The organism is Pseudomonas sp. C1C7 (genome assembly GCF_013359595.1).
GTDB lineage: Bacteria > Pseudomonadota > Gammaproteobacteria > Pseudomonadales > Pseudomonadaceae > Aquipseudomonas.
In genome coordinates this window covers 22,741-44,066 of sequence record NZ_JABFMP010000007.1, presented here as the reverse complement: position 1 = coordinate 44,066, position 21,326 = coordinate 22,741, and the positions used below count along the sequence as shown (strand labels likewise).

Here is a 21,326-nt window from a genome sequence, read left to right as displayed (position 1 = left end):
CAGCCTCGTTTCACTCGACAGCTCCTACACAGCGCCTGTGCAGCACGCGACCGCCCGGCGGGAGGCCTCTCCCTTGCCGCTCTCATCGGGAACTTCATCCCGTATCCCCTATCTCAAAGACACTTCGCCATTCAGGCGGGCTTCGTTGCGGCCGCGTTCGAACCTCAAGCGGCGCACGCCCTTTGAGAGTTGTGCCGATGATCAATGGAAACCCGAAAGATCACACCTCACCGCAGTGGCCAGAGACCGCGCAGACCCTGCTGGCGCTGATGCACGCCCAGGGCGAGGTGGCGCGCCTGAGCGAGCGCGAGCAACTGCTCAACACCTTGCTGGTGAGCGTCAACGCGGTGCTCTGGGCCTTCAACTGGGAAACCCGGCAGGTGCTGTATGTCAGCCCCGCCTATGAACGGATTTTCGGCCACAGCGCCGACTTGCTGCTGGCCGACTACAACCAGTGGCGCGACAGCATCTACCCCGACGATCTGGAATACGCCGAACGCAGCCTCGCCGAAGTGCTGGTCAAGGGCGAGGTGGAAGATCGCGAGTACCGGATCATCGACGCCGACGGCCATCTGCGCTGGATCAGCGACAAGTGCTTCATCAATCGCCAGGCCGAGCCGGGGCAGCCGGTGATCATCGTCGGCATTGCCGAAGACATCACCGACAAGAAGCGCTTGGAAACCGAGCTGCAGCGTCTGGCCACCACCGATGCCCTGACCCGCAGCAGCAACCGCCGCCACTTCTTCGAAGGCGCCCACGAGGAATTTGAACTGGCGCGGCAACACGGCACGCCGCTGTCGTTCCTGATGCTGGACATCGATGACTTCAAAGTGATCAACGACACCTACGGCCACCAGGAAGGCGACAACGTGCTGCAACGCATTGCCGACAGCGGGCGCGCCGCATTGCGTCGTGGTGACCTGTTCGGGCGTATTGGCGGCGAGGAATTCGCCGCGGTGTTTCCCGGCTGCACGCCGGAAATGGCGTTGCAGGTGGCGGAGCGCTTGCAGCGTGAGATCCAGCGCCTGAGCTTCGAGCATGACGGGCAAACGTTCGGGATCACCGTCAGCCAGGGCCTGACCAGCCTGAACGATGCGGATGAAAGCCTGGACAGCCTGTTCGCCCGGGCGGATGCGGCGATGTATCAGGCCAAGCGCGATGGCAAGAACCGGATCGTGACTGGCTGACACCCCTCCCCTCTGTAGGAGCTGCCGAGTGCAACGAGGCTGCGATCTTTTGATCTTCAAAGGCAAAATCAAAAGATCGCAGCCTGCGGCAGCTCCTACAGGGGATCAGCGGTGCGGCTATTTGCGCATCCGCATCAACTCCGGCAAGCCGATCTTGAGCAAGCGCGCCGTCCGGCTCTGCGCCAGTTCCTCGACCCCTTCATGCTCGGTCAGCCGCGCCAGTTGCGCGGCCATGTTCATCACCAGCGCTTCACGGGAATAAACCCCGCCACCGAGCTGATAACAGGCCGCGATCAGCTGTCGCAACTCCAGCGGCAAGCGCCAACGCGTGCGCAGTGCCGAGCCATAGGCCGCGCCGAATTCGGCGAGCACATCGCCCACCTCTTCCTGATCGTCCAGTTCGCCACCAGCCTGTTTCCACTCCTGCAGGCAGCGCAACAGCGCCAGATCCCCGAGGCGATGCAGGACGCCGGCGCAATAGCAGCGCGCCTGATCCAGATCGAGCAGGCGCGCCAGGGTGCGGGCGTATTCGGCGGTGTGCAGCGACAGGCCCCAATTGCGCTCGGCGTAGTCCGCCAGGTTCGGATCGCTGAGCCTGGCGCTGCGCTTGAGCACCAGCCCCAGAATCAGGTTCATGCTCTGCCCGGTCCCCAGCTTGTGCAGCGCCTGGGACAGGGTCTGCACCGTACCGCCATTGTGGTGCGCGGCGCTGTTGGCTGCGGCGATCAGCACCGCGGTGACCTGCGGATCGGTGCGGATCTCGTGTTCCAGCTTCGACAGATCCAGCCCGTTGGGGTTGAGGCTGCGACTGACCGCCAGCTGCACGTCGGTCATCAACGGCGCGCCTTCGGCCAGCTCGCGACGCCGCTCCAGGTACACCGACAAGGTCATGCCCGGCGCCAGCGACGGTACCTCGCAGGACACCTGTTCCCCGGCATTGACCAGCAGGTCCTGCAGGCGATGGGTCAGGCCTTCCATGTTCAGCGGCTTGGTCAGGTACGCGGCAGGCGCCAGCGGCAAGGCCTCGCGAACGCTGGCGCTGTCGTTGCGGCTGCTCATCAGAATGAACGGCAATGGCGGATTGCGTTTGCGCTGGCGAACGCTACGCAACACATTCAGGCCATCGACCCCGGGCAACTCCCAGTCGGCAATCACCAGGTCATAAGGATGGGCCGCCAGCAGATCCAGCGCCTGTTGGCCGTCGGCGCACAGATCCAGTCGCGCGTCGCAGCGTACGTTCAACAACACTTCCTTGAGCAGATCCCGGGACCAGGGGTCGGCCTCGGCGATCAGCACTCGTGGAACGGCGGGTAAAATGACAACTGTCATACAGCTCTCCCTGGCAATGCAGAAACCTTAGCCAATGCTGGCCATTCGATACAGTGGAAAAGTGCCAGAGACATTTGAGCAGGCATGAAAAAACCCGCCGAAGCGGGTTTTTTGTGAAGCAGGTCACACTGGGTGATCAGAGCTCAGCGAAGCACTCTTCGATGATCGCCAGACCTTTGTCCAGTTGCTCGTCCGGCGAGGTCAGCGGTACCAGGACGCGCAGAACGTTGCCGTAGGTGCCGCAGGACAGCAGGATCAGACCTTTCTCGCGAGCCTTGGCCACAACGGAAGCCACGGCTGCAGCGTTCGGCTTGTGGCTGTCGCCGTTTTCGAACAGCTCGACCGCGATCATCGCGCCCAAGGCACGGACTTCGCCAATTACCGGGTGCTTGGCCTGGATGGCTTTGAGGCCAGTGACCAGACGCTCGCCGACTGCCTTGCAGCGGTCCAGCAGGTTTTCTTCTTCGAACACTTCCATCACGGCCAGGGCCGCGGCGCAAGCGATCGGGCTACCGGCGTAGGTGCCGCCCAGGCCGCCTGGAGCGATGGCGTCCATGTATTCAGCCTTGCCGCACACACCGGCCAGCGGGAAGCCGCCAGCGATGGATTTGGCGAAGGTGGTCAGGTCGGCGGCAACGCCCATCTGTTCCATGGCGAAGAAGGTGCCGGTACGGCCAGCGCCAGTCTGTACTTCGTCAGCGATCAGCAGGATGCCGTGCTGGTCGCACAGAGCGCGCAGACGCTTCATGAACTCTTTCGGAGCGACGTAGAAACCACCTTCGCCCTGAACCGGTTCCAGGATGATGGCAGCGATGTCACGCGCTTCGGCGTCGTTCTTGAAGATGCGCTCGATGGAAGCGATCGAGTCGTCGATGCTCACGCCGTGCAGTTCGTTCGGGTACAGCGCACGGAAGATGCCGCCTGGCATCAGGCCCATGCCGGCCGAGTAAGGCACGACTTTACCGGTCAGGCCCAGGGTCATCATGGTACGGCCGTGGTAAGCGCCGGTGAACGCGATCACGCCGGCACGGCCAGTGGCGGCACGGGCGATCTTGATGGCGTTCTCAACGGCTTCGGAACCGGTGGTGACCAGCAGAGTTTTCTTGGCGAAATCACCTGGTACGCGGGCGTTGATTTTTTCGCACAGTTCCACGTACGGCTCGTAGGCCAGCACCTGGAAGCAGGTGTGGGTCAGCTTGTTCAGCTGCTCGGTCACCGCGGCGATGATTTTCGGGTGCACGTGACCGGTGTTCAGTACAGCGATACCGCCGGCGAAGTCGATGAACTCACGACCTTCAACGTCGGTCACGGTAGCGTTCTTCGCGGACTCGGCGAAGATCGGGTGGATCTGGCCAACACCACGTGGAACAGCGGCTACACGGCGGGCCATCAAATCAGCGTTAGTCTTGCTCATTACATTCCTCATTCGCCGCTCATCGGGCGGCGTGGTTCAAGGATTACGCGGCGGGGATTCAACGGTGGCAGCATGCGATGATCGACTGCCACGGCGTTCCCGGCCACAAAGAAAATTCCCGTTTGAAGCGGCGCAAAGGGACAGCGCTCTCGTGCCCTTTGCGCTTGAAGCAATGCCTTGCCTTCGAGCTTAGATGCCCAGGCAGAGGTATTTGATTTCCAGGTAATCTTCGATGCCGTACTTGGAGCCTTCACGGCCCAGGCCCGAAGCCTTGATGCCGCCGAACGGCGCGACTTCGTTGGAGATCAGACCGGTGTTGACGCCCACCATGCCGTATTCCAGAGCTTCAGCCACACGGAACACACGACCCAGGTCGCGAGCGTAGAAGTACGAGGCCAGACCGAACTCGGTGTCGTTGGACATCGCGATCACGTCGGCTTCGTCTTTGAAGCGGAACAGCGGCGCCAGTGGGCCGAAGGTTTCTTCCTTGGCGACGGCAGCGTTGGTCGGCACGTTGGTCAGGATGGTCGGCTCGAAGAAGTTGCCTTCCATCGGCTTGCCACCGGCCAGCACGGTCGCGCCTTTGCTCAGGGCGTCGGCGATGTGCTCTTGCACCTTGGCCACAGCCTTCTCGTCGATCAGCGGGCCAGTGGTGGTGCCTTCTTCCAGACCGTTACCGATCTTCAGCTTGGCCACAGCGGCCTTGAGCTTCTCGGCGAACGCGTCGTAAACGCCGTCCTGGATGTACAGGCGGTTGGCGCAGACGCAGGTCTGGCCGTTGTTGCGGTACTTGGAAATGATCGCGCCTTCGACGGCCTTATCCAGATCCGCGTCGTCGAACACGATGAACGGTGCGTTGCCGCCCAGTTCCAGGGACACTTTCTTGATGTCCTTGGCGCATTCGGACATCAACTGACGACCGATTTCGGTCGAGCCGGTGAACGACAGCTTGCGCACGATCGGGTTGCTGGTCAGCTCGCTGCCGATGTCGCCGGCGCTGCCGGTCACAACGCTGAACACACCAGCAGGGATGCCGGCGCGCTGGGCCAGTTCGGCCAGGGCCAGGGCGGAGAAAGGAGTTTGCGAAGCAGGCTTGAGCACCATGGTGCAACCGGCGGCCAAGGCCGGGCCGGCTTTACGGGTGATCATTGCGGCAGGGAAGTTCCACGGGGTGATGGCAGCGGTCACGCCGATCGGCTGCTTGATCACGATCAGGCGCTTGTCTGGCTGGTGGCCCGGAATCACGTCACCGTAGATACGTTTGGCTTCTTCGGCGAACCACTCGATGAACGAAGCGGCGTAAACGATTTCGCCCTTGGCTTCGGCCAGTGGCTTGCCCTGCTCGAGGGTCATCAGACGAGCCAGGTCTTCCTGGTTCTCGATCATCAGTTCGAACCAGCGACGCAGTTTGCCCGCACGCTCTTTGGCGGTCAGTGCACGCCAGGCCGGCAGCGCCTTGTCAGCAGCTTCGATCGCACGGCGGGTTTCGGCAGCGCCCATTTTCGGCACGGAGCCCAGAATTTCGCCCGTTGCCGGGTTGTTGACCTTGATGGTCGAACCACTGTCCGCATCGACCCAAGCGCCATTGACGAAGGCTTGCTGGCGGAACAACTGGGTGTCTTTAAGCTGCATGTCGGCTTTCCTTAACAGCACCGCGCACGCGCGGAGCAAATTATGATTGTAGAAAGGCGCCTGGGTAGGCTGCCGTCAGGGAAATCATTCACCGGGCTGAAGCACATAAATAGCGCACGTATTGGATTCGTGCGGTTCAGCACCCAGACAAGAGCGTTTGAAATCTCAAACGAATCCTAGGATCAAAGGGGGTAAAGGACAATAGGGCGTTCGAAAAAAAGAACGATTTTGCCTTTATTGCTGCGTTTTTCTGATCAACGTAGCAAACGCGCGTTACAGCCTTAAAAAAACACAGGCGATTCAGCAGCATGGACGCCCGCCATGCATATGAGTATCATGGCGCCCGCTGCACCAGTAGCTCAGCTGGATAGAGTACTGCCCTCCGAAGGCAGGGGTCGTGGGTTCGAATCCCGCCTGGTGCGCCATGAATCGATGTAAAAAAGCCTCAGGTCCGATGGGTCTGGGGCTTTTTTGTGGTTGCTGGAAAGCTGGCAGTTAATGATCAATGCTGTTTTTATCAAACAGCCGGCTGATATCTCTCGCACTATGCAGCACGCGCTCAACCTTGATTCCGTCGTCTATCAGACAGTAGAAAATCAGATAGCGACCATGGGCAAGCATTCGCAGCCCCTTGGCGCAATCTTCTCTTGAAACCCCCAAACTCGGTTGATCGCTCAGTCGCGAGCACTGCATGCGCAGCTCGCCCACAAACGTACGGGCTCGTTCAGGATTGTCTCGGGCGATAAATCGAGCGATTTGCAGTAGATCGTCCCGTGCCAACGCAGCGAATAACAATTGCCTCACGGACGGTGTTGCTCGGCAGCTACCTGATCGATCAGCGCATCAAGATCGGAAAACACAGTTTCGGCAGCGATGGCCGGACGCGGGTCGTTGCGGCTAGCCGCGATGGCTTCTCGAAGTTCGGCGGCCTGTAGCCGATCCAGCAATTGTTGATAAGTCGCGTGCGGCAAAAGATAGGCGGCGGGACGATTGTGGTTGAGCACGGCCACAGGCTCGGAACCCGCTTGTTCGATTACGGTGCTCGGGCTGCGCTTGAGTTCGGTGATGCTGACCGAACGGCTTGCGAGTAGCTGCTCCATGTTGGCTCCAAAAGGTACTTAAAACAGTACCTAATAGTGCTCCGTATGTTGGTTGAGGGTCAACGAGTCTCCGACCACTGCTGTTTCTTGGGCGTTATTTTTTGGGTACGGCGTACGGGGATAGTTTCAGCCAATAAAAAACCCCTAAGCAGTCTCAGCGCTAAGCGCATCAACCGACAGGGGCCGTGTTGGAGGCGATTACAAGGACTGAGAAGGACTGAGAACTCCTGGGCAACTGACTGCTTGCTCCCAAAGTCGTCAGAATGTTTCAGTCCTCATACCGATCACGCTGAACGCTCCTTGTAGCAGCTGGCGAAGCCTGCGTCCGGCTGCTACAGGTCGTGGTGTTGGGGTACAAAAAAACCGCCTAAGCGGTTTTTTCAATCCGTCCACCACTCAAACTCGTCATCCTCATCCCCCTCGAAGAACTCCTCCTCAAGCTCTTCCTCCTCAGCCGCCTCCGGCTGATTCATCAGAAAATCCTTACGACTTTCGGTAATCGCGCGCCTGAGTTCTTCGCCCTTTTCCGGGCAGTTGAGCATTTGGGCGATGCGGTCGATTTTCTTTGTCACGGCATGCTCCAACGCATCGGCTATGGCCCGATAGTGCGCGCTTTCGGGCCTTGATGCCAATTGGTCGTGTGGTTTGCCGATCAGTTTTTCTGCAATTGCTGGAGTCGGGCGTCGAGGTTTTCCTTGGGGAAGCGTTTTTGCAGGTCGGCGAGCAGTTTGTCGGCGGCCTGGGTTTGTCCGGTTTTTTGCAAGTGGATGACTTCGCGCAGTTGTTCGTCCAGGGATTTCACGGGAGCGGCCTTGCGTTTGCTGGCTTTGGCTTCGTCGGCCATGTCGGCGCTGAAGGATTCGACTTGTGCCGGGACGGCGGATTCGGCCATTGGCGCTGCGGGTGCGGGCATGGCGCCGGCCGGGGCGCTGAGTGCGCGGGCGGTGGCGGGTTCGGCTTCTTTTTTGGCCATTGGCGCGGCGGCTTTGGGGGCCGGGGCGAAGTCATAGCCGGGTACGGATTCGGGCGTGCGTTGCACCAGCGCCAGCATCAGCGCGACGCCGACGAGGCTGGCGAATGCCACTTGCCAACGCGGTTGCTGGCAGGCGCGGACCCAGCGTTGCCACAGGCCGAGTTTGGGCGCGGGTGTTTGCTTGCGCGCGGCGGCCAGGATGAGGGCGTCGAGGTGGACCGGGGGTTCGCCGGTGGCCTGTTCGCGGTAGTGCTCGAGCACCTGATCTCGCTTGGCGTCAGTCATGTCAGTACCTCCTCGGCCAGCAGCCGACGCAGTTTTTGCTGGGCGTAACGCAGGCGGCTCTTGACCGTTTCCAGCGGTGTTTCGGTGAGGGTGGCGATTTGCGGCAGGTCGAGATCGCTGTAGGCGCGCAGCAGGAACACTTCGCGCTGATCGGCCGGCAAGGCTTGCAGGGCGGCGTCGAGGCGCTGGCTGTCGCGGCTCAGGCTCAGCAGTTGCGCAGGGTCGGTTGCGTCGTCGGCCTGGGCGTGGGTGTGTTCGTCGTAGCTGTCGTGCAGCGGCTGATGGATGCCGTGCTTGCGCCAGTGATCGATCAGGCGGTTGCGGGCAATCTGGTACAGCCATGTACGAAAAGTCGCCCTGCCCTGTGGCTGACTGGCGCTGCGGATCAGGCTCAGCCAGGTTTCCTGATAGACCTCCTCGGCCCGCTCCGCGCTGCCGCTGAGGCCCAGCAGAAAGCGAAACAATCCCTGGCGATGGCGGGCGTACAGAATCTCGAACGCCGCGCCGTCACCCTCGCGATAACGGGCCAGCAGCGATTCGTCGCTGCTGGCCTCGGTGCTGTTGCTGGAGGCGAACAGCTGGCTGATGAAGCCCTTGAGTCGGCTCACTATTCGATCCGTTGTTCTGTGGCGGTTGAATTCGACGCGGTGGTGGTGCGCAGGCTCTGCGCCAGCTCCACCAGTTGCACGAACTCGCCGCGCAGGCCGAAGCGGTCGTCGCCCCGTGCGCCACGGGCCAGGCTTTCGGTGTCCTTGAGGCTGAAGTCGCCGGTGTAACGGCCATCCTTGAGCTGCTGGGAAAACGCCGCCACCGCCGCGGCAAAGCGCAAGTCATCGCTGGTTTTACCCACTGGCGCGTTCACAATCGGACGCTCGATCAGGCGACTTTTCCCACCTTGCGGCAGCTGATAACGCACACGCAGCATCGCCATTTCTCCATTTTTGTCGACAACCGTGGCGCCCGTCTTACCGTAGCGCAGCGGCTCCAGCCAGCCCTTCTCTCCCGCTGGGACAATTTCGTACAACGCCGTCACCGTATGTCCTGCACCGATTTCGCCGGCATCGACCTTGTCGTTGCTGAAATCCTCACGCTTGAGCGCGCGGTTTTCATAACCCAGCAGCCGGTATTCGCTGACCTGCGCCGGGTTGAACTCCACCTGCAATTTGACGTTTTTCGCCACCGTGGCGAGGGTCGAGCCGAGTTGATCCACCAGCACCTTGCGAGCCTCGCGCAGGTTGTCGATGTAGGCATAGTTGCCATCGCCGGCATCGGCCAGTTGTTCCATCAGCTGTTCATTGTAGTTATCCACACCGAAACCCAGGGTGGTCAGGGAAACGCCAGTTTTGCGTTTATCCACAGCCATTTGCTTGAGACTGTCGAAGTCGCTGATGCCTACGTTGAAGTCACCGTCGGTGGCCAGCAACACGCGGTTGATGCCCTTGGGGATAAAAGCTTTTTGCGCCTGTTGATAAGCCAGTTCAATGCCCGAAGCGCCGGCGGTTGAGCCGCCTGCGGTCAATTGATCGATGGCTGTACGAATTTTCGCTTTCTCCCGTCCGGAAGTGGGCTCCAGCACCACGCGGGATTCTCCGGCGTAGACCACCAGCGACACGCGATCCTGTTTACGCAACTGATCGACCAGCAACTTCAGCGTGCTTTTGACCAGTGGCAAACCCTCGCGGCGATCCATCGAGCCGGACACGTCCACCAGAAACACCAGGTTCGCCGGCGCCAGCTCCGCCACCGCGCGATCGGTCGCCTTGATGCCGATGCGCAGCAGGCGGGTGTGCGGGTTCCACGGCGAGCCTGCCAGCTCGGTGGTCACGCCGAAGGGCGAGCCATCAGTAGGCAGGGCGTAGTCGTAGGGGAAGTAATTGACCATTTCCTCCAGCCGCACCGCCCCTTCCGGCGGCAGGCGCCCCTGGTTGAGCAGACGGCGGACGTTGGCGTAGGCGCCGGTATCGACGTCGGCGCTGAAGGTCGAGACCGGTGCTTCGGCGACGCTGTGGATAGGGTTATCCACAAGCGTTTGATATTTCTCCCGCTGTTCATCGCGATAGCCCTGTGGATAAGCTTCAGCGGCCGGCATCGGCGCAACATTCGCCATCGACGCCACGCGCACACTGCGTTTGGCAAGCGCACCACCGACCACGGCGGCGTCGGCCATCGGCGCTTGCGGTTGCACCACGGCTTCGGTTTTTGACTCGGAAGGCACCGCCACGGATTCGGGTTTGGATGAAACGCCGCAACCGGCAACGGCCAGCAGCAACCCGGCGGCGAAACCCTGGGCGGCCGGGCGGAGGAAATGCAGGGGAAGGGACATGGGGGCTGACCTCAGGATGAAATTGATCCATTCATCCTGTGAGACGGGCAGCCCTTTGGATTCGGGTTAAGCCGCTGTGAAAAATTTTTCAGCGGTGATAACGCCGCACCACGCTGCTGTTGCGCAACACGTGGCCTTTGATTTTTTCCAGGAACTGCGCACGGGTCAGGCCCGCCGGCAAGGCATCCGGCGCCAGGTCCAGGGCGTAGAGCTGGATGATGTAGTGATGCGCGCTGTCGCCCACTGGCGGGCACGGGCCGACGTAGCCGGTGGTGCCTTTGCTGTTGGTGCCGCCCATGCCTTCGAACGCGGACTTGGCGCCGACTCCGGCCGGGATCTGGTGGGTGCTGGCCTTGATGCCATAATGCAACCAGTGATCGGAGCCCTGTCCTTTCTGGCCGTCCGGGTCGTGCATGACGACGGCGTAGCTCTGGGTGCCCGCGGGGCCGGCGTTCCAGGCCAGAGCCGGGGACACGTTATGCCCGCCGCAGCCCTGAGCATCGCTGGCGGCGGCCGAGGTGAACAGGCGGTCATCGGACACGCCCGGGATGTTCAGGGTGAAGGCCTCTTTGGCGGCCTGCGCCGGCATCTGCACACAAAAGGCGACTGCCAAAGCCGCGAGCCAAGGTTTCAATGAGGTCAATCGGGTCATTCCGGAGCACCTTGTGCGGGGTGGGGCCGTGGTCGGCGTGCAAACTATAGCCGGACCTTTCGCACCTTGGCACTGGGATTTGGCTGAACCCCGAGATTAGGCCCAGACTCTTAAATGAAACATCTGTCTGGAGAGCGATCATGACCTTGCATCGCGTCGCCCATGTCAAAGACGTCCCCGAAAACCGCGGCCTTGAAGTGCAGATCGGGGACACGAAAATTCTTTTGCTCAAAGTCGCCGATCAATGGCGCGCCTATCAGGGCGAATGCCCCCATGCCGGCGCGCCGTTGGTAGAGGGCGCGCTGTGCAATGGCCGCCTGACCTGCCCGTGGCACAAGGCGCAGTTTCGTATCGAGGACGGTGGCCTGTGTGAGCCCCCGGCCCTCGACAGCCTCAAGCGTTATCCGCTGGAGATCCGGGAGGAGGACATCTGGGTGGATGATCAGCCGCTGGAGGATGCGCACACGCCGCCGGCTGATGACCCACGAACCTTTGTGATTGTGGGGGCTGGCGCGGCGGGCACGGCGGCTGCGGCGGCGTTGCGCGAGCGAGGTTTTGGCGGACGGGTGCTGTTGATCGACCGCGAAGCCGAGGCCGGTTACGACCGCACGGTGTTGAGCAAATTCGTGATTGCCGGGCAGACGCCGCCCGAAGAGGTTCCGCCGTTGCGCGATGAGGCGTTTTACCGCGAGCAACGCATCGAGCGTATGAATGCCGAGGTGGCGAGCCTGGACTCCGAGGGCAAGACCCTGCATCTGGTGGATGGCCAATCCGTGGCCTATGACGCGGCTCTGCTGGCCACGGGCGGCACGCCGAAAGCCCTTGAGTTGCCCGGCGCTGACCTGCCTCAGGTGTTTGTATTGCGGTCGAAATCTCATGCGCAGCAGATTCTGCAGAGCGCCAAACCCGGTCAGCGAGTGGTGATCATCGGCGACAGTTTTATAGCCATGGAATCGGCGGCGGCCCTGCGTGAATACGGGCTCGAGGTCACGGTGCTGGCGCGCAAACCCGTGCCTTTCGCCAAGCCATTTGGTGAGACGGTGGGCAAGGCGATCCTGGCGCTGCATCAAGCCCACGGCGTGGTGTATCGATGCGACGGCGAAGCTGCGCTGATCGAAGGCACCGGCAAGGTTGAAGCGGTGCGCCTGAGCAATGGTGAGCGCCTGCCGGCGGATCTGGTGCTGGTGGGGATTGGTGTGATCCCGGCGACCCAACCTTTTGCAGACCTTGCAAAGGAAAAGGATCAGTCGCTGCGGGTCGATGGTGGCATGCGCGTGGCGGATGATCTGTGGGCGGCGGGCGATATCGCGACCTTCCCGCTCAATGGCCAGCCGATGCGTATCGAGCACTGGCGCCTGGCGCAGCAACAGGCGCGGATTGCGGCGGCGAACATGCTGGGCGGTGATGAGCATTACCTCGACGTGCCGTACTTTTGGACCTGGCACTTCGGCAATAACTACGACTACCTCGGGCATGCCGAAACGTGGGACGAGGTGGAGTTCAAGGGCGATCCGTTCGAGCCGCCGTTCATTGGGTTGTTTGGCAAGAACGGTGTGGTGGTGGCGGCGGTGGCGTGTGAGCAAGAGCAGACGATGGCGATGTTGGCGGAGCGGATGAAGCAGCCGTTGACGGTGGATGCGGGTTGGAAATTGATCCGAGGCTGACACCCGACCTTGCGCCTCACGCTACCCGTGTAGGAGCTGCCGAAGGCTGCGATCTTTTGATCTTGATTTTTTAAGATCAAAAGTTCGCAGCCTTCGGCAGCTCCTAAAGGGGGATGGTTATCCGGCTTTTATTTCGAGCTTCCAGCCCAGGGCGTTCAGGGCTTCGCAGCCGTCCTGGATGAGGATGTGGGCGGCGTTGGCGAAGTGTTCGAGGTCGTGGCCTTGGGCGTCTTTGATGCAGAGGCACGTGATGCTGTTGAGCAGATTGCGCGCGGCTTTGATGCGGTGGGTGGCGGTTTCGAGGAGGTCGGACGCGCGAGCTTCGGTGTCGATGTAGAGGGTTGGGCCGACGCTGAAGTTGCTTTCGAGTGGGCGGTATTTGGACATGGTTTCAATCTCATCTAGTGGGGTAAAAGTCCCACCCTATCCGCGGCTATTCGAATGAGGTGGTAGCTGTACGCGGGTTAGCCGACCGGCCAGATGATTCCGGCACACCCGAAGGTGTCCCACGTACAGCCACCATAGACAGATGCCAGGCAGCAAAAAGCGCCGCGATTATACGGGCGCTTGTACGTCATCGGGTACGACCGGCTAAGGTCTGTCACCATTTTGTCGGCGACGAACGAACGATAGGCGAGCGCCCAAAGGCAATACAACGGGGTTTGCACGCTTCGGAACCGTCCTACAAAAGTCTCGGATCCGGGTGACGAAATTGAATGCGGGGTATTAAACAGACCCCTGCAGGAGCTGCCGAAGGCTGCGATCTTTTGATTTTGTTTTTAAAAGCAACATCAAAAGATCGCAGCCTTCGGCAGCTCCTACAGGGGGTGGCGGCGGTGCGGGGTTAGCCGACCGGTCAGATGATCCCGGCACATCCGAAGATGTCCCACGCACCGCCACCATGGACCAATGCGCGGGTGTTACTGGACCTGCACAGTCCCACCAAACTTGCTCATCAAGAACCCGACAAACTGTTCAACGGTCATTTTCTGCCCGTTGAAATCCACCTCATTGTTGGCGTAATGCAGCTTGCTCACGACGTTGTTGCCGTCGAGCTTCGCCAGCTGCGAACCCACGGCCATGCTGCTGAACATGTCGGCCGAAGCGGTGGCCTGATCGGCGATCAACTTGGCATCAGTCTGCCCATCCAGCTGCGATTGCAGGGTGAGGATGTCGACGATCATCGGCTTGGACACTTGCAGGTTGAGATCCAGCAGCGCGATCAACTGGCGAACCAGTTGGTCGGCCGGCACTTCAACCGACGGCGGCTTGGTCAGGTCCAGCACCAGGTTAGCGCGGCTTTCGCCGTTGGCGGTTTTGAGCGACAGGTTTTCCAGCGCGACCTGCGGGCCGGCGGCCAGCAGCTTTTCCAGATTGGTTTTGAGCAGTGCTTCTTCGGCTTCGGTCAGGTTCAGCTCCGGTGCCGGCTGACCGGCTTCGGTGGCTTCGGCAACGGCCTGTTCATATGGCTGCAGTTTGGTCTGGTAGATCTCCATCAACGCCAGGGTCGACGGGATGTCGAGGTTCTTCAGGCTCAGGGCCATCTGTACCGAACCGACCTTTTTGTCGTTGAGCGTCACTTCGTCGACCTTGTAATCGGCACGCCCCGACGCGCTGGTGCCCGATTCCTGGGTCTGGTTCTTCATTTCAAAATTCTTGAAGCCCAGCACCGTCTGTTTCGGGCTGAAAGTGGTCTTGCTGTTGGTCAGGGTGAGGGTGTTTTCGCCGGTGTAGTAGCCGTAGGTGCTTTTGTTCAGGTTGCTGGCCAGGGTCAGGCCGCTCAACTCGACCAGCACCGGCGCCTGATCTTCCGCGACGGTGACCAGTTTCAGGCTGTCCATGTAGCCATCAGCCTTGACCTTCTTCGCTTCGGCGCTGGCGGAAACGTCGACTTTGAGACCGGAGAATTTCACGCTGGACTTGTCATCCAGCGCGGTTTCCACCGGCAGCAGCTCAAGCGAACCGTTGGTGGAGTTGTCGTAGCCGATGTTGACCACGCCCTTGAGCGGCGAGGCGTCCTTGGTGGCGGCGAACCACTTTTCGGTCAGCGGCGTTTTTTCCAGCTCGTAGTGACTGGTGGCCATGACTGGCAGCAGCTTGAGCGTCATCAGACGAGAGAACGGCAGCGGGCCGTGTTCGAGTTTGTCGACGAACAGCAATTCGACCGGCGCCTCGCCGAACATTTCACCCTCGGCCTTCAGGCGGTAGTGCGCGGTGCTGCTGAAAACGTGGCGCTCGAGCGACACCAGTTCCACTTTGGCGGTGCCTTTATGGCCGACCATTGCCGCCTGCAATTGCTGGTTGGCGTCGGCCAGGGAGGTGTTGATCACGCTTTCGATTTTGGTGCCGGTGTACCACGCGCCGCCGGCGCTGACTGCACCGATGGCCACAACGATTCCCAGAAGCACGCCTGCTGATTTATTCATGAATGACCCGATCAATGTCCGTTACTGAAAAGTGGTCGTCTTCCCTGAACCCGAGGTCGACAAGTGGGGTGCAGATTAGCATCAGGCGGGGACATTGTGGCGAGGGGGCTTGCCCCCTCGCCACAGGTATGTGTTGGGCTTTACTTATTGCAAAACAGGGTCAGGAATACTGAACCTCAATCTCATCCAACTGATGATCAAAGGTCTTGAGCCTTGCGCTCCAGGTGTAAACCAGCACTTCGAAATCCCGGTTGATCACCGCTCCGCCCGTCACTTCGCCACGGGGGTCGCAGAAATCCAGTTGATAGCGCTCGCGGGCCATGGCCGTGGCGACGTCCGCCAGTTCGCGGGCGTTGTTGAGCCAGTGCCGGCCGTCGTCCGCCACTTGCTTGTCCAGCTCCAGGCATTGCTTCTTCAGGGTTTCCAGGCTTTTTTCCAGCGGCGTGCCGGTCAGCTCGCCCATGACTTCCTGGAAGGTGCGCCCCGGTTGCCAGTAACTGCCCCAGAAATAGCGGTCGAACACCGTTTCAACACGGCGCAGCGCCACCTTGGTGTCCCAGATCAGCACCAAAGTCTTGCCTTGTTCGAGTTGTTTTTTCTTGATGCGTTTGGTCTGGACGGACGCCCAGGCCACCACCGAGACAGCCACTGCGGCGATCAACGCCACGGCACTGTCGAGAAACATCAGCGCCTTGTCGATCTGATAGGCCAGCATGACACCGTAGAAATAGGTCCCCGTGAGCAGCACGAGGGCCACGACGGCACACCAGAAGCCGAGAGCAAAAGGGTTTTTCATTATTGGTTTCCCCCTGACCTGCGCAAGCTTTGTGTATTGCAGGAGCGCTATTGCTGCAACGCCCTGCAACATTTCAAAGCATAGCAACGGCCTCAGGGTTTGCTGGCGTTCGACGCTTGCGTTCGTCCGCTTTCCCAACCGCCGCCCAGGGCCAGGAACAAATCGATCTGGCTCAACGCCACTTGGGTGTTGGCGGCGGCCAGCTGCGCCGTGACATCGGTGTAGGTGCGGGTGGCTTGCAGGTCGGCCAGGAACGACTCGCGGCCGGCCTGGAAGAAGCGGTGCGTCTGATCGGCGGCCAGTTTCGCCGACTGCTCGGCGTCCGCCAGGGCATCGCGGCGCTGCAGCAAGGCCGAGTACTGGGCCAGGCTGGTCTGGGTTTCGCGAATGGCATTGAGCACCACGCCATCGAAGTGCGCCAGGGTCGCCTGGGTCACGGCTTCGGCTTCGCGGATGCGCGCCCGGGCGCCGTTGGTCGGCACGTTCCAGGTCAGCGACGGGCCGAAGCCCCAGCGATTGGTGGAGGGCTCGCCCAGGTTTTCCAGAATACCGACGGTGCCGATGGTCGCGCCGAAGCGAACGTCCGGGTACAGCTCGCCGGTGGCCACACCAATGTTGGCGGTCGCGGCAGCCAGGCGACGCTCGGCCTGGCGGATGTCGGGACGACGCTTGAGCAGCGAGGCGCCATCGCCCACCGGCACCCGTTGCGCGATTTTCGGCAGTTCCGCACAAGCGGCGGTGCCGGCCGGCAGTTGATCGACCGGCTTGGCCAGCAGCATCGACAGGCGGAACAGCCCGGCCTGACGCGCAGCCTCATAACGCGGCATGTCGGCGCGCAAGGATTTGAATTGGGTTTGCGAACGGGTGACCTGGGTTTCGTCACCGCGACCGGCATCGCGCAGGCGCTGGATCAGCGAGGTGCTTTGCGATTGCAGGTCGAGGGAATGCTGGGCAATTTCCCGCTCTTCGTTGGCCGCGCACACCTGGGTGTAGGCCCGCACCACATCGGCCACCAGGGTGATGCGTGCGGTGTCGGCGGCGGCCTGGGTCGCATCGGCATTGGCCTTGGCCGCTTCGATGCCGCGCTTGAGCGTGCCCCACAGGTCGAACTGGTAGGACGCGCTGATGCCAATATCGCCGATGTTGGCCACCGGCACTTTCTCCGGCAGCAGGAAGGCTTCGCCGGATTCCTGCAAACGCTGGGCGCCCATCTTCACGCCACCGCTCCAGCCGCCCGCAGCCTCGGCTTCATCCACCTGGGCACGGGCCCTCAGCAGGCTGGCGGCTGCCACCCGCAGGTCGGTGTTGGACGCCAGCGCCTGCTGGACCAATTGATCCAGCCGCGGGTCGCGATACAGACGCCACCAATTTTCAGGCACCGGCGCCGACACCACCGGCTTGCCGTTCACGTCCAGCTCGCCCTGCAAATCCGCGCGCTGCACGGCGGCCTCTGGCGGCAGGTGATAATCCGGCCCGACCATCGAACACGCCGACAGCAGCAGACCTAAACCGGCCACCGCCAAACCCGAGGCTTTGTTCATTGCGCAGGCTCCCGTTCTTTGTCGTCGATGATCGACACGGTGGCGGTGCGCCCGGCGATCATGCGGAAATCTGCCGGCACGTCGTCGAAGGCAATGCGCACGGGGATCCGCTGGGCCAGGCGCACCCAGCTGAACGCCGGGTTGACGTTGGGCAGCAGGTTGTTGCCGCTGGTGCGGTCGCGGTCTTCGATGCCGGCGACGATGCTTTCCACATGCCCGCGCAAGCGCGCGTTGTCGCCGATCACGCGGATGTCGACGCTCTGGCCGACATGAATGCCACCCAGCTTGGTTTCTTCGAAATAACCGTCGATGTGGAAGGAGTTGCTGTCGACCACCGACAACACCGGCCGCCCGGCGCTGACGAATTCCTGGGTACGCGGCGCGCGGTCGTTGACGTAACCGTCCACGGGGCTGCGGATCACCGAGCGGTCGAGGTTCAGTTGCGCGCTGTCCACCGCCACCTGGGCTTCCGACAGTGCTACTTGCGCACGGGCCACGCGGGACTGGCTTTCTTCCAGCTGCTCGGCCGGCACCAGATTGCCCAGGCCCTTGTTGCGTTTGGCTTCACGCTGGGCCTGCGCCAGGGTTTCTTCTCTATCGGCCACGGCGGCCTTGGCCTGGCGCAGCGCCAGCTTGAAGCGGTCCTGGTCGATGGTGAACAGCACCTGGCCACGCTTGACCGGCTGGTTGTCACGCACGTCCACCTGCTGGATCAGGCCGGACACGTCCGGGGCGATCTGCACGATGTCGGCACGGATGTGACCGTCACGGGTCCAGGGGGCGAACATGTAGTACATCACCATGCGCCAGACCACGACCACGGCGAAGGTCACGATCAACAGGGTCACAATCACGCGGCCGAGGGTTAAAAACGGTTTTTTCATGTCATCAGGTATCGACTGAGTGAGTCCACGGCGCCAAGCAGCAAGGCGTAGAGAGCCACGTTAAACAAGGCCCGGTGCCAGACCAGGCGGTAAAAGTGCAGACGTGTGAGCAACCCGTGCACCAGCAGGTAAACCAGGTAGGTAATGCCCATCAGCACCAGTAGCGTGGGCAGGAACACGCCGCTGATATCCAGATCTCCGATCATAGGGGCGCTCCATCAATGCCATAAGGAAGCGGTTCTTCGGGCTCGGCGGTACCGACGAATTCAACACCGGGCAACAGCGCCAGGCGCAGGCCGCTCAGGGCGTGCAACAGGTGTAGACGAGTTTGCTCATCGCCAGCGCCAGCGAGCGCGCGACGGGTGCGATCCATGGTCATCAGCAACGGGCTCGGCGCCGGCAAGCGTTCGCCAGCCTTCAGACACGTCTTGAAGTATTCGCCGACTTCGGCCACCACCTGACGCAACAAATCCTGGGCCGCGCCGTGAATCCGTGGCGTGTAGGCCAGCAGGTCGAGCATGTTCAACGCCACGCGCACTTCGCGCAGGGCGATGCCGGTGTCCTGGCCGGTCATGGCCAGGCGTGGCAGGTGCTGCATCAGGCGGTCGAGCACTTGCACGCCCAGTTGGCGGTGTTCGGCCAGGGTCGCCGGTTCCGTCAGGCTGACGATGTCGCGCCAGCTGAAACGGGTCAGGCGCTTGGCCGCCAGCTCAGCGCCGAACGGCCGGGCGACCAGGGTCCAGATGAAGGCGAACAACAGGCCCATGGGGCCGGCCAGGTTCGAGTTCACGAAGCTCAGGAAGTCCGCGTCGTAGGCGCCCTGGATGCTGATGAAGGACGAGGTGTTGACCAGCGTCAGCAGCATGCCGAGGTAGAACTGCGGCTTGACCGTGAGGGTGCCAACCACGATGAACGGCACGGAAAACGCCAGCACCAGCATCGGGAAATCGTGCAGGTTCGGCAGCACCAGAAACAGATAAAGGCTGGCGAACAGCACCGACATCGCCGTCCAGAAAAAGAACCGGTAGATCTGCGGCGCCGGGTCGTCCATCGAGGCAAAGAAGCTGCAGGCCACCGCCGCGAGAATCACGGCCGCGCCGCCGTCGGTCCAGCCGAGCAGAATCCACAATACACAAGCGACGATGATCGCACAGACGGTGGAGGCCGCCGAATACAGCATCAGGCCACGGTCCAGGAAGGGCGTCAGCCGGCCCAGGCGCCAGTGGCGGTACACGGCGCGCCAGCTGTCCTGGTTTTCGCACTCGATGGCGATTTGCAGGCTGCGGCAGTCCTGCCATAGATCGATCCATTCGCCGAGGCGATACAGCGCATTGGAAAACAGCAGTTGCTTGCGATCCTCCAGCGCCTGGGCACTGGGTTGCAGGGCGTCGAGTTGGTCTTTCAAGGCCTGCCAGCGCGCGATATCGGCGTCTTTGTGTTGCAGCCATTCGCTGGCGGCGGCGAGCAAGGGTGCGAACTTGTCCACCAGTTCCGGCGTACGCCGTTCGAGGGCATAGAGCGCGTCGTCGAGGGCGTCGATTACCGGCAGCAAGTGAATCATGCGCCCGCGCAGTTCCTTGGTGTTGCGCACGGTCTGTGGTCGCGAGCCTTCGTGGGGCAACTGGCCGATCATCAGCTCCAGGCTGTTGAAGGTCGCCACCATGGACGAACGCAGCGCGCTGACTTCTTCGGGTTGCACGTTGCGGCTGAGAAAACGCTGGCTGTAGGTGGAGGCATCGGCAAACCATTTACCCACCGAATCGTTGAACACCGGCGCCAACCGACGGGGCCAGAACATCGCACCGACCACCGCCGCGACGGCGATGCCGAGGAAGATTTCTTCGGTACGCGCTTCGGCCACGTCCCACACCGCCAGCGGGTTATCCACCACCGGCAGCGCGATCAGCGGCAAGGTGTAGCCGGCGAGCATCAGGGCGTAGTTGTTAGCCGTGCGCAGGTGCAGGGACAGGAACAGCAGCGTGCCGGTCCACAGGGCGATGACCAACACCAGCACGTAAGGGCTCTGGACGAACATCGGCACGAACAGCACCGCCGCCGCAGCACCCAGGAAGGTGCCGATGGCGCGATACAGCGCCTTGGAGGTGGTCGGGCCGAGGAACGGGTTGGAGACGATGTACACCGTGGCCATCGCCCAATATGGACGCGGCATCTGCATGAGCAGCGCGATGTACAAGGCGATCATGGAAGCGGCGAACGTTCGCGCGCCGTAGAACCAGTCACGCGCTGGCGGCATGCCGCTGAAGAAACCGCTCAAGAGTTGATCACCGGTGTCTGACTGGCGGACTCGAAGGCGCGCAGCACACGCAGCGCCGCTTCCAGATCGCGCCGATCGATGCCTTCGAGGGTTTCATTGCGCAGACGCACCAGCTCGACCTCGACCTTCTGCACCAGCGCCCTGCCGGTGTCGGTCAGGCTCAGGCATTTGGCGCGACGGTCCTGGGCATCGCCGGTGCGGCAGACGTGACCGGCATGACACAGCTGATCGAGCAACCGTACCAGCGACGGGCTCTCCATCCCCGACGCCTGCGCCACTGCGACCTGTCGCACCCCATCACCCAGGCGCCCGATCATCAACAACGGCACGGCACAGGCTTCGGAAATCCCATAGTTGACCAGCGTCGTCTGGCAGATCTTGCGCCAATGCCGCGCGGCCACCACCATGGAGCTGCTGATGTTCATCTGGAGAGCGTCGAGGTCGTTCGGCACGGGGGAATACACACACTGTTAGTTTGCTAACTATCAATATGGCATTGAAGGGGATTTTGCGTCAAGTTTTGAAACAAATTCTTCTTCCAGCGTGAATGCTGGCGTTTTAGCCACCCCGTCCCTTGCGCAACAACACATCCAACTGATCCACCACCTCCGCCCAATCGGCATCATCAAGAATTTCATTGCGCAGCAGATCCGCCTGGCTGGGGCTCCAGAAAAAGGCGTCGGCCAGGTGCAGTTCCGGTTTGAGGGGTGAGTGGGTGGCGATGAATTTGTCGATGTTTTCGGCGTCGTCCGGCAGGCCGAGTTGTTTGAAAAGGGATGGGAGGCTGTGGGTTGGGTTTTCCATGTTGGGCTCCTGTGTGTATCGAGGAAGGACCGCTGTGCGGT

The 21,326-nt window shown here is 61.5% G+C and carries 21 protein-coding genes and 1 tRNA gene; 3 read left to right on the top strand and 19 right to left on the bottom strand.

Annotated elements, in window-relative coordinates; translation table 11 throughout:
• The first annotated feature begins 197 nt into the window (after positions 1–197).
• On the top strand, positions 198–1,187 hold the full coding sequence (locus tag HNO86_RS07905) for a sensor domain-containing diguanylate cyclase (protein ID WP_175376444.1): 990 nt from the start codon (positions 198–200) through the stop codon (positions 1,185–1,187).
• Between the two features lie 117 nt (positions 1,188–1,304).
• On the opposite strand, the gene HNO86_RS07900 is transcribed toward HNO86_RS07905, so the two are convergent.
• The 3 genes from HNO86_RS07900 to gabD form a co-directional block, all read right to left on the bottom strand.
• Positions 1,305–2,516: an HDOD domain-containing protein gene (locus tag HNO86_RS07900; RefSeq protein ID WP_175376443.1), complete on the bottom strand. Its 1,212-nt coding sequence runs from the start codon at positions 2,514–2,516 to the stop codon at positions 1,305–1,307.
• A 136-nt stretch (positions 2,517–2,652) separates the two neighbouring features.
• Entirely contained in the window at positions 2,653–3,930 is a 1,278-nt protein-coding gene (gene gabT / locus HNO86_RS07895) for a 4-aminobutyrate--2-oxoglutarate transaminase (protein WP_175376442.1), read from the bottom strand.
• Positions 3,931–4,119: 189 nt separating this feature from the next.
• The gene (gene gabD / locus HNO86_RS07890; RefSeq protein ID WP_175376441.1) at positions 4,120–5,562 is read right to left on the bottom strand and encodes an NADP-dependent succinate-semialdehyde dehydrogenase; all 1,443 of its coding nucleotides are present in this window, start codon (positions 5,560–5,562) and stop codon (positions 4,120–4,122) included.
• Between the two features lie 348 nt (positions 5,563–5,910).
• On the opposite strand from gabD, the gene HNO86_RS07885 reads away from it, so the two are divergent.
• Positions 5,911–5,987 (top strand) — tRNA-Arg (locus HNO86_RS07885).
• A gap of 70 nt (positions 5,988–6,057) precedes the next feature.
• Here the strand turns inward: HNO86_RS07885 and HNO86_RS07880 are convergent.
• The 7 genes from HNO86_RS07880 to HNO86_RS07850 form a co-directional block, all read right to left on the bottom strand.
• Positions 6,058–6,366: a type II toxin-antitoxin system RelE/ParE family toxin gene (locus HNO86_RS07880; protein WP_175376440.1), complete on the bottom strand. Its 309-nt coding sequence runs from the start codon at positions 6,364–6,366 to the stop codon at positions 6,058–6,060.
• On the bottom strand, positions 6,363–6,662 hold the full coding sequence (locus tag HNO86_RS07875) for a type II toxin-antitoxin system Phd/YefM family antitoxin (RefSeq protein WP_175376439.1): 300 nt from the start codon (positions 6,660–6,662) through the stop codon (positions 6,363–6,365). Before HNO86_RS07875 ends, HNO86_RS07880 begins: the two co-directional genes overlap by 4 nt.
• Positions 6,663–7,042: 380 nt before the next feature.
• Positions 7,043–7,294, bottom strand: coding sequence for a hypothetical protein (locus HNO86_RS07870; RefSeq protein ID WP_175376438.1), 252 nt, complete (start codon positions 7,292–7,294; stop codon positions 7,043–7,045).
• A gap of 20 nt (positions 7,295–7,314) precedes the next feature.
• Positions 7,315–7,920, bottom strand: a complete 606-nt coding sequence (locus HNO86_RS07865) for a hypothetical protein (RefSeq protein WP_175376437.1) — start codon at positions 7,918–7,920, stop codon at positions 7,315–7,317.
• A complete protein-coding gene (locus HNO86_RS07860) occupies positions 7,917–8,528 on the bottom strand; it encodes an RNA polymerase sigma factor (protein WP_372242519.1) in 612 nt (203 codons plus the stop codon). The genes HNO86_RS07865 and HNO86_RS07860 overlap by 4 nt, the downstream gene beginning before the upstream one ends.
• The gene (locus tag HNO86_RS07855; protein WP_175376436.1) at positions 8,528–10,243 is read right to left on the bottom strand and encodes a VWA domain-containing protein; all 1,716 of its coding nucleotides are present in this window, start codon (positions 10,241–10,243) and stop codon (positions 8,528–8,530) included. The genes HNO86_RS07860 and HNO86_RS07855 overlap by 1 nt, the downstream gene beginning before the upstream one ends.
• 88 nt (positions 10,244–10,331) lie before the next feature.
• Entirely contained in the window at positions 10,332–10,895 is a 564-nt protein-coding gene (locus HNO86_RS07850) for a YbhB/YbcL family Raf kinase inhibitor-like protein (RefSeq protein WP_175376435.1), read from the bottom strand.
• A gap of 140 nt (positions 10,896–11,035) precedes the next feature.
• Here HNO86_RS07850 and HNO86_RS07845 point away from each other — a divergent pair, with 140 nt between their 5' ends.
• A complete protein-coding gene (locus HNO86_RS07845; RefSeq protein ID WP_175376434.1) occupies positions 11,036–12,559 on the top strand; it encodes an apoptosis inducing factor family protein in 1,524 nt (507 codons plus the stop codon).
• A 117-nt stretch (positions 12,560–12,676) separates the two neighbouring features.
• Here HNO86_RS07845 and HNO86_RS07840 read toward each other — a convergent pair whose 3' ends face one another.
• From HNO86_RS07840 to HNO86_RS07800, 9 genes are all read right to left on the bottom strand, one after another.
• Positions 12,677–12,946: a hypothetical protein gene (locus HNO86_RS07840; RefSeq protein ID WP_175376433.1), complete on the bottom strand. Its 270-nt coding sequence runs from the start codon at positions 12,944–12,946 to the stop codon at positions 12,677–12,679.
• Between the two features lie 533 nt (positions 12,947–13,479).
• A complete protein-coding gene (locus HNO86_RS07835; RefSeq protein WP_175376432.1) occupies positions 13,480–14,985 on the bottom strand; it encodes a YdgA family protein in 1,506 nt (501 codons plus the stop codon).
• A 160-nt stretch (positions 14,986–15,145) separates the two neighbouring features.
• Positions 15,146–15,781 (bottom strand): NADH:ubiquinone oxidoreductase subunit N, encoded by a 636-nt coding sequence (locus HNO86_RS07830; RefSeq protein WP_175376431.1) that lies wholly within the window; start codon positions 15,779–15,781, stop codon positions 15,146–15,148.
• Positions 15,782–15,873: 92 nt separating this feature from the next.
• Entirely contained in the window at positions 15,874–17,322 is a 1,449-nt protein-coding gene (locus HNO86_RS07825) for an efflux transporter outer membrane subunit (RefSeq protein WP_175376430.1), read from the bottom strand.
• On the bottom strand, positions 17,319–18,206 hold the full coding sequence (locus tag HNO86_RS07820; protein WP_175376429.1) for an HlyD family secretion protein: 888 nt from the start codon (positions 18,204–18,206) through the stop codon (positions 17,319–17,321). The genes HNO86_RS07825 and HNO86_RS07820 overlap by 4 nt, the downstream gene beginning before the upstream one ends.
• Entirely contained in the window at positions 18,203–18,412 is a 210-nt protein-coding gene (locus HNO86_RS07815; RefSeq protein ID WP_175376428.1) for a DUF1656 domain-containing protein, read from the bottom strand. The genes HNO86_RS07820 and HNO86_RS07815 overlap by 4 nt, the downstream gene beginning before the upstream one ends.
• Positions 18,409–20,481, bottom strand: a complete 2,073-nt coding sequence (locus HNO86_RS07810) for an FUSC family protein (protein ID WP_175376427.1) — start codon at positions 20,479–20,481, stop codon at positions 18,409–18,411. The genes HNO86_RS07815 and HNO86_RS07810 overlap by 4 nt, the downstream gene beginning before the upstream one ends.
• Positions 20,478–20,906: a MarR family winged helix-turn-helix transcriptional regulator gene (locus HNO86_RS07805; protein WP_175376426.1), complete on the bottom strand. Its 429-nt coding sequence runs from the start codon at positions 20,904–20,906 to the stop codon at positions 20,478–20,480. The genes HNO86_RS07810 and HNO86_RS07805 overlap by 4 nt, the downstream gene beginning before the upstream one ends.
• Positions 20,907–21,039: 133 nt before the next feature.
• A complete protein-coding gene (locus HNO86_RS07800) occupies positions 21,040–21,285 on the bottom strand; it encodes a DUF2789 domain-containing protein (protein WP_175376425.1) in 246 nt (81 codons plus the stop codon).
• Between the last annotated feature and the right edge of the window lie 41 nt (positions 21,286–21,326).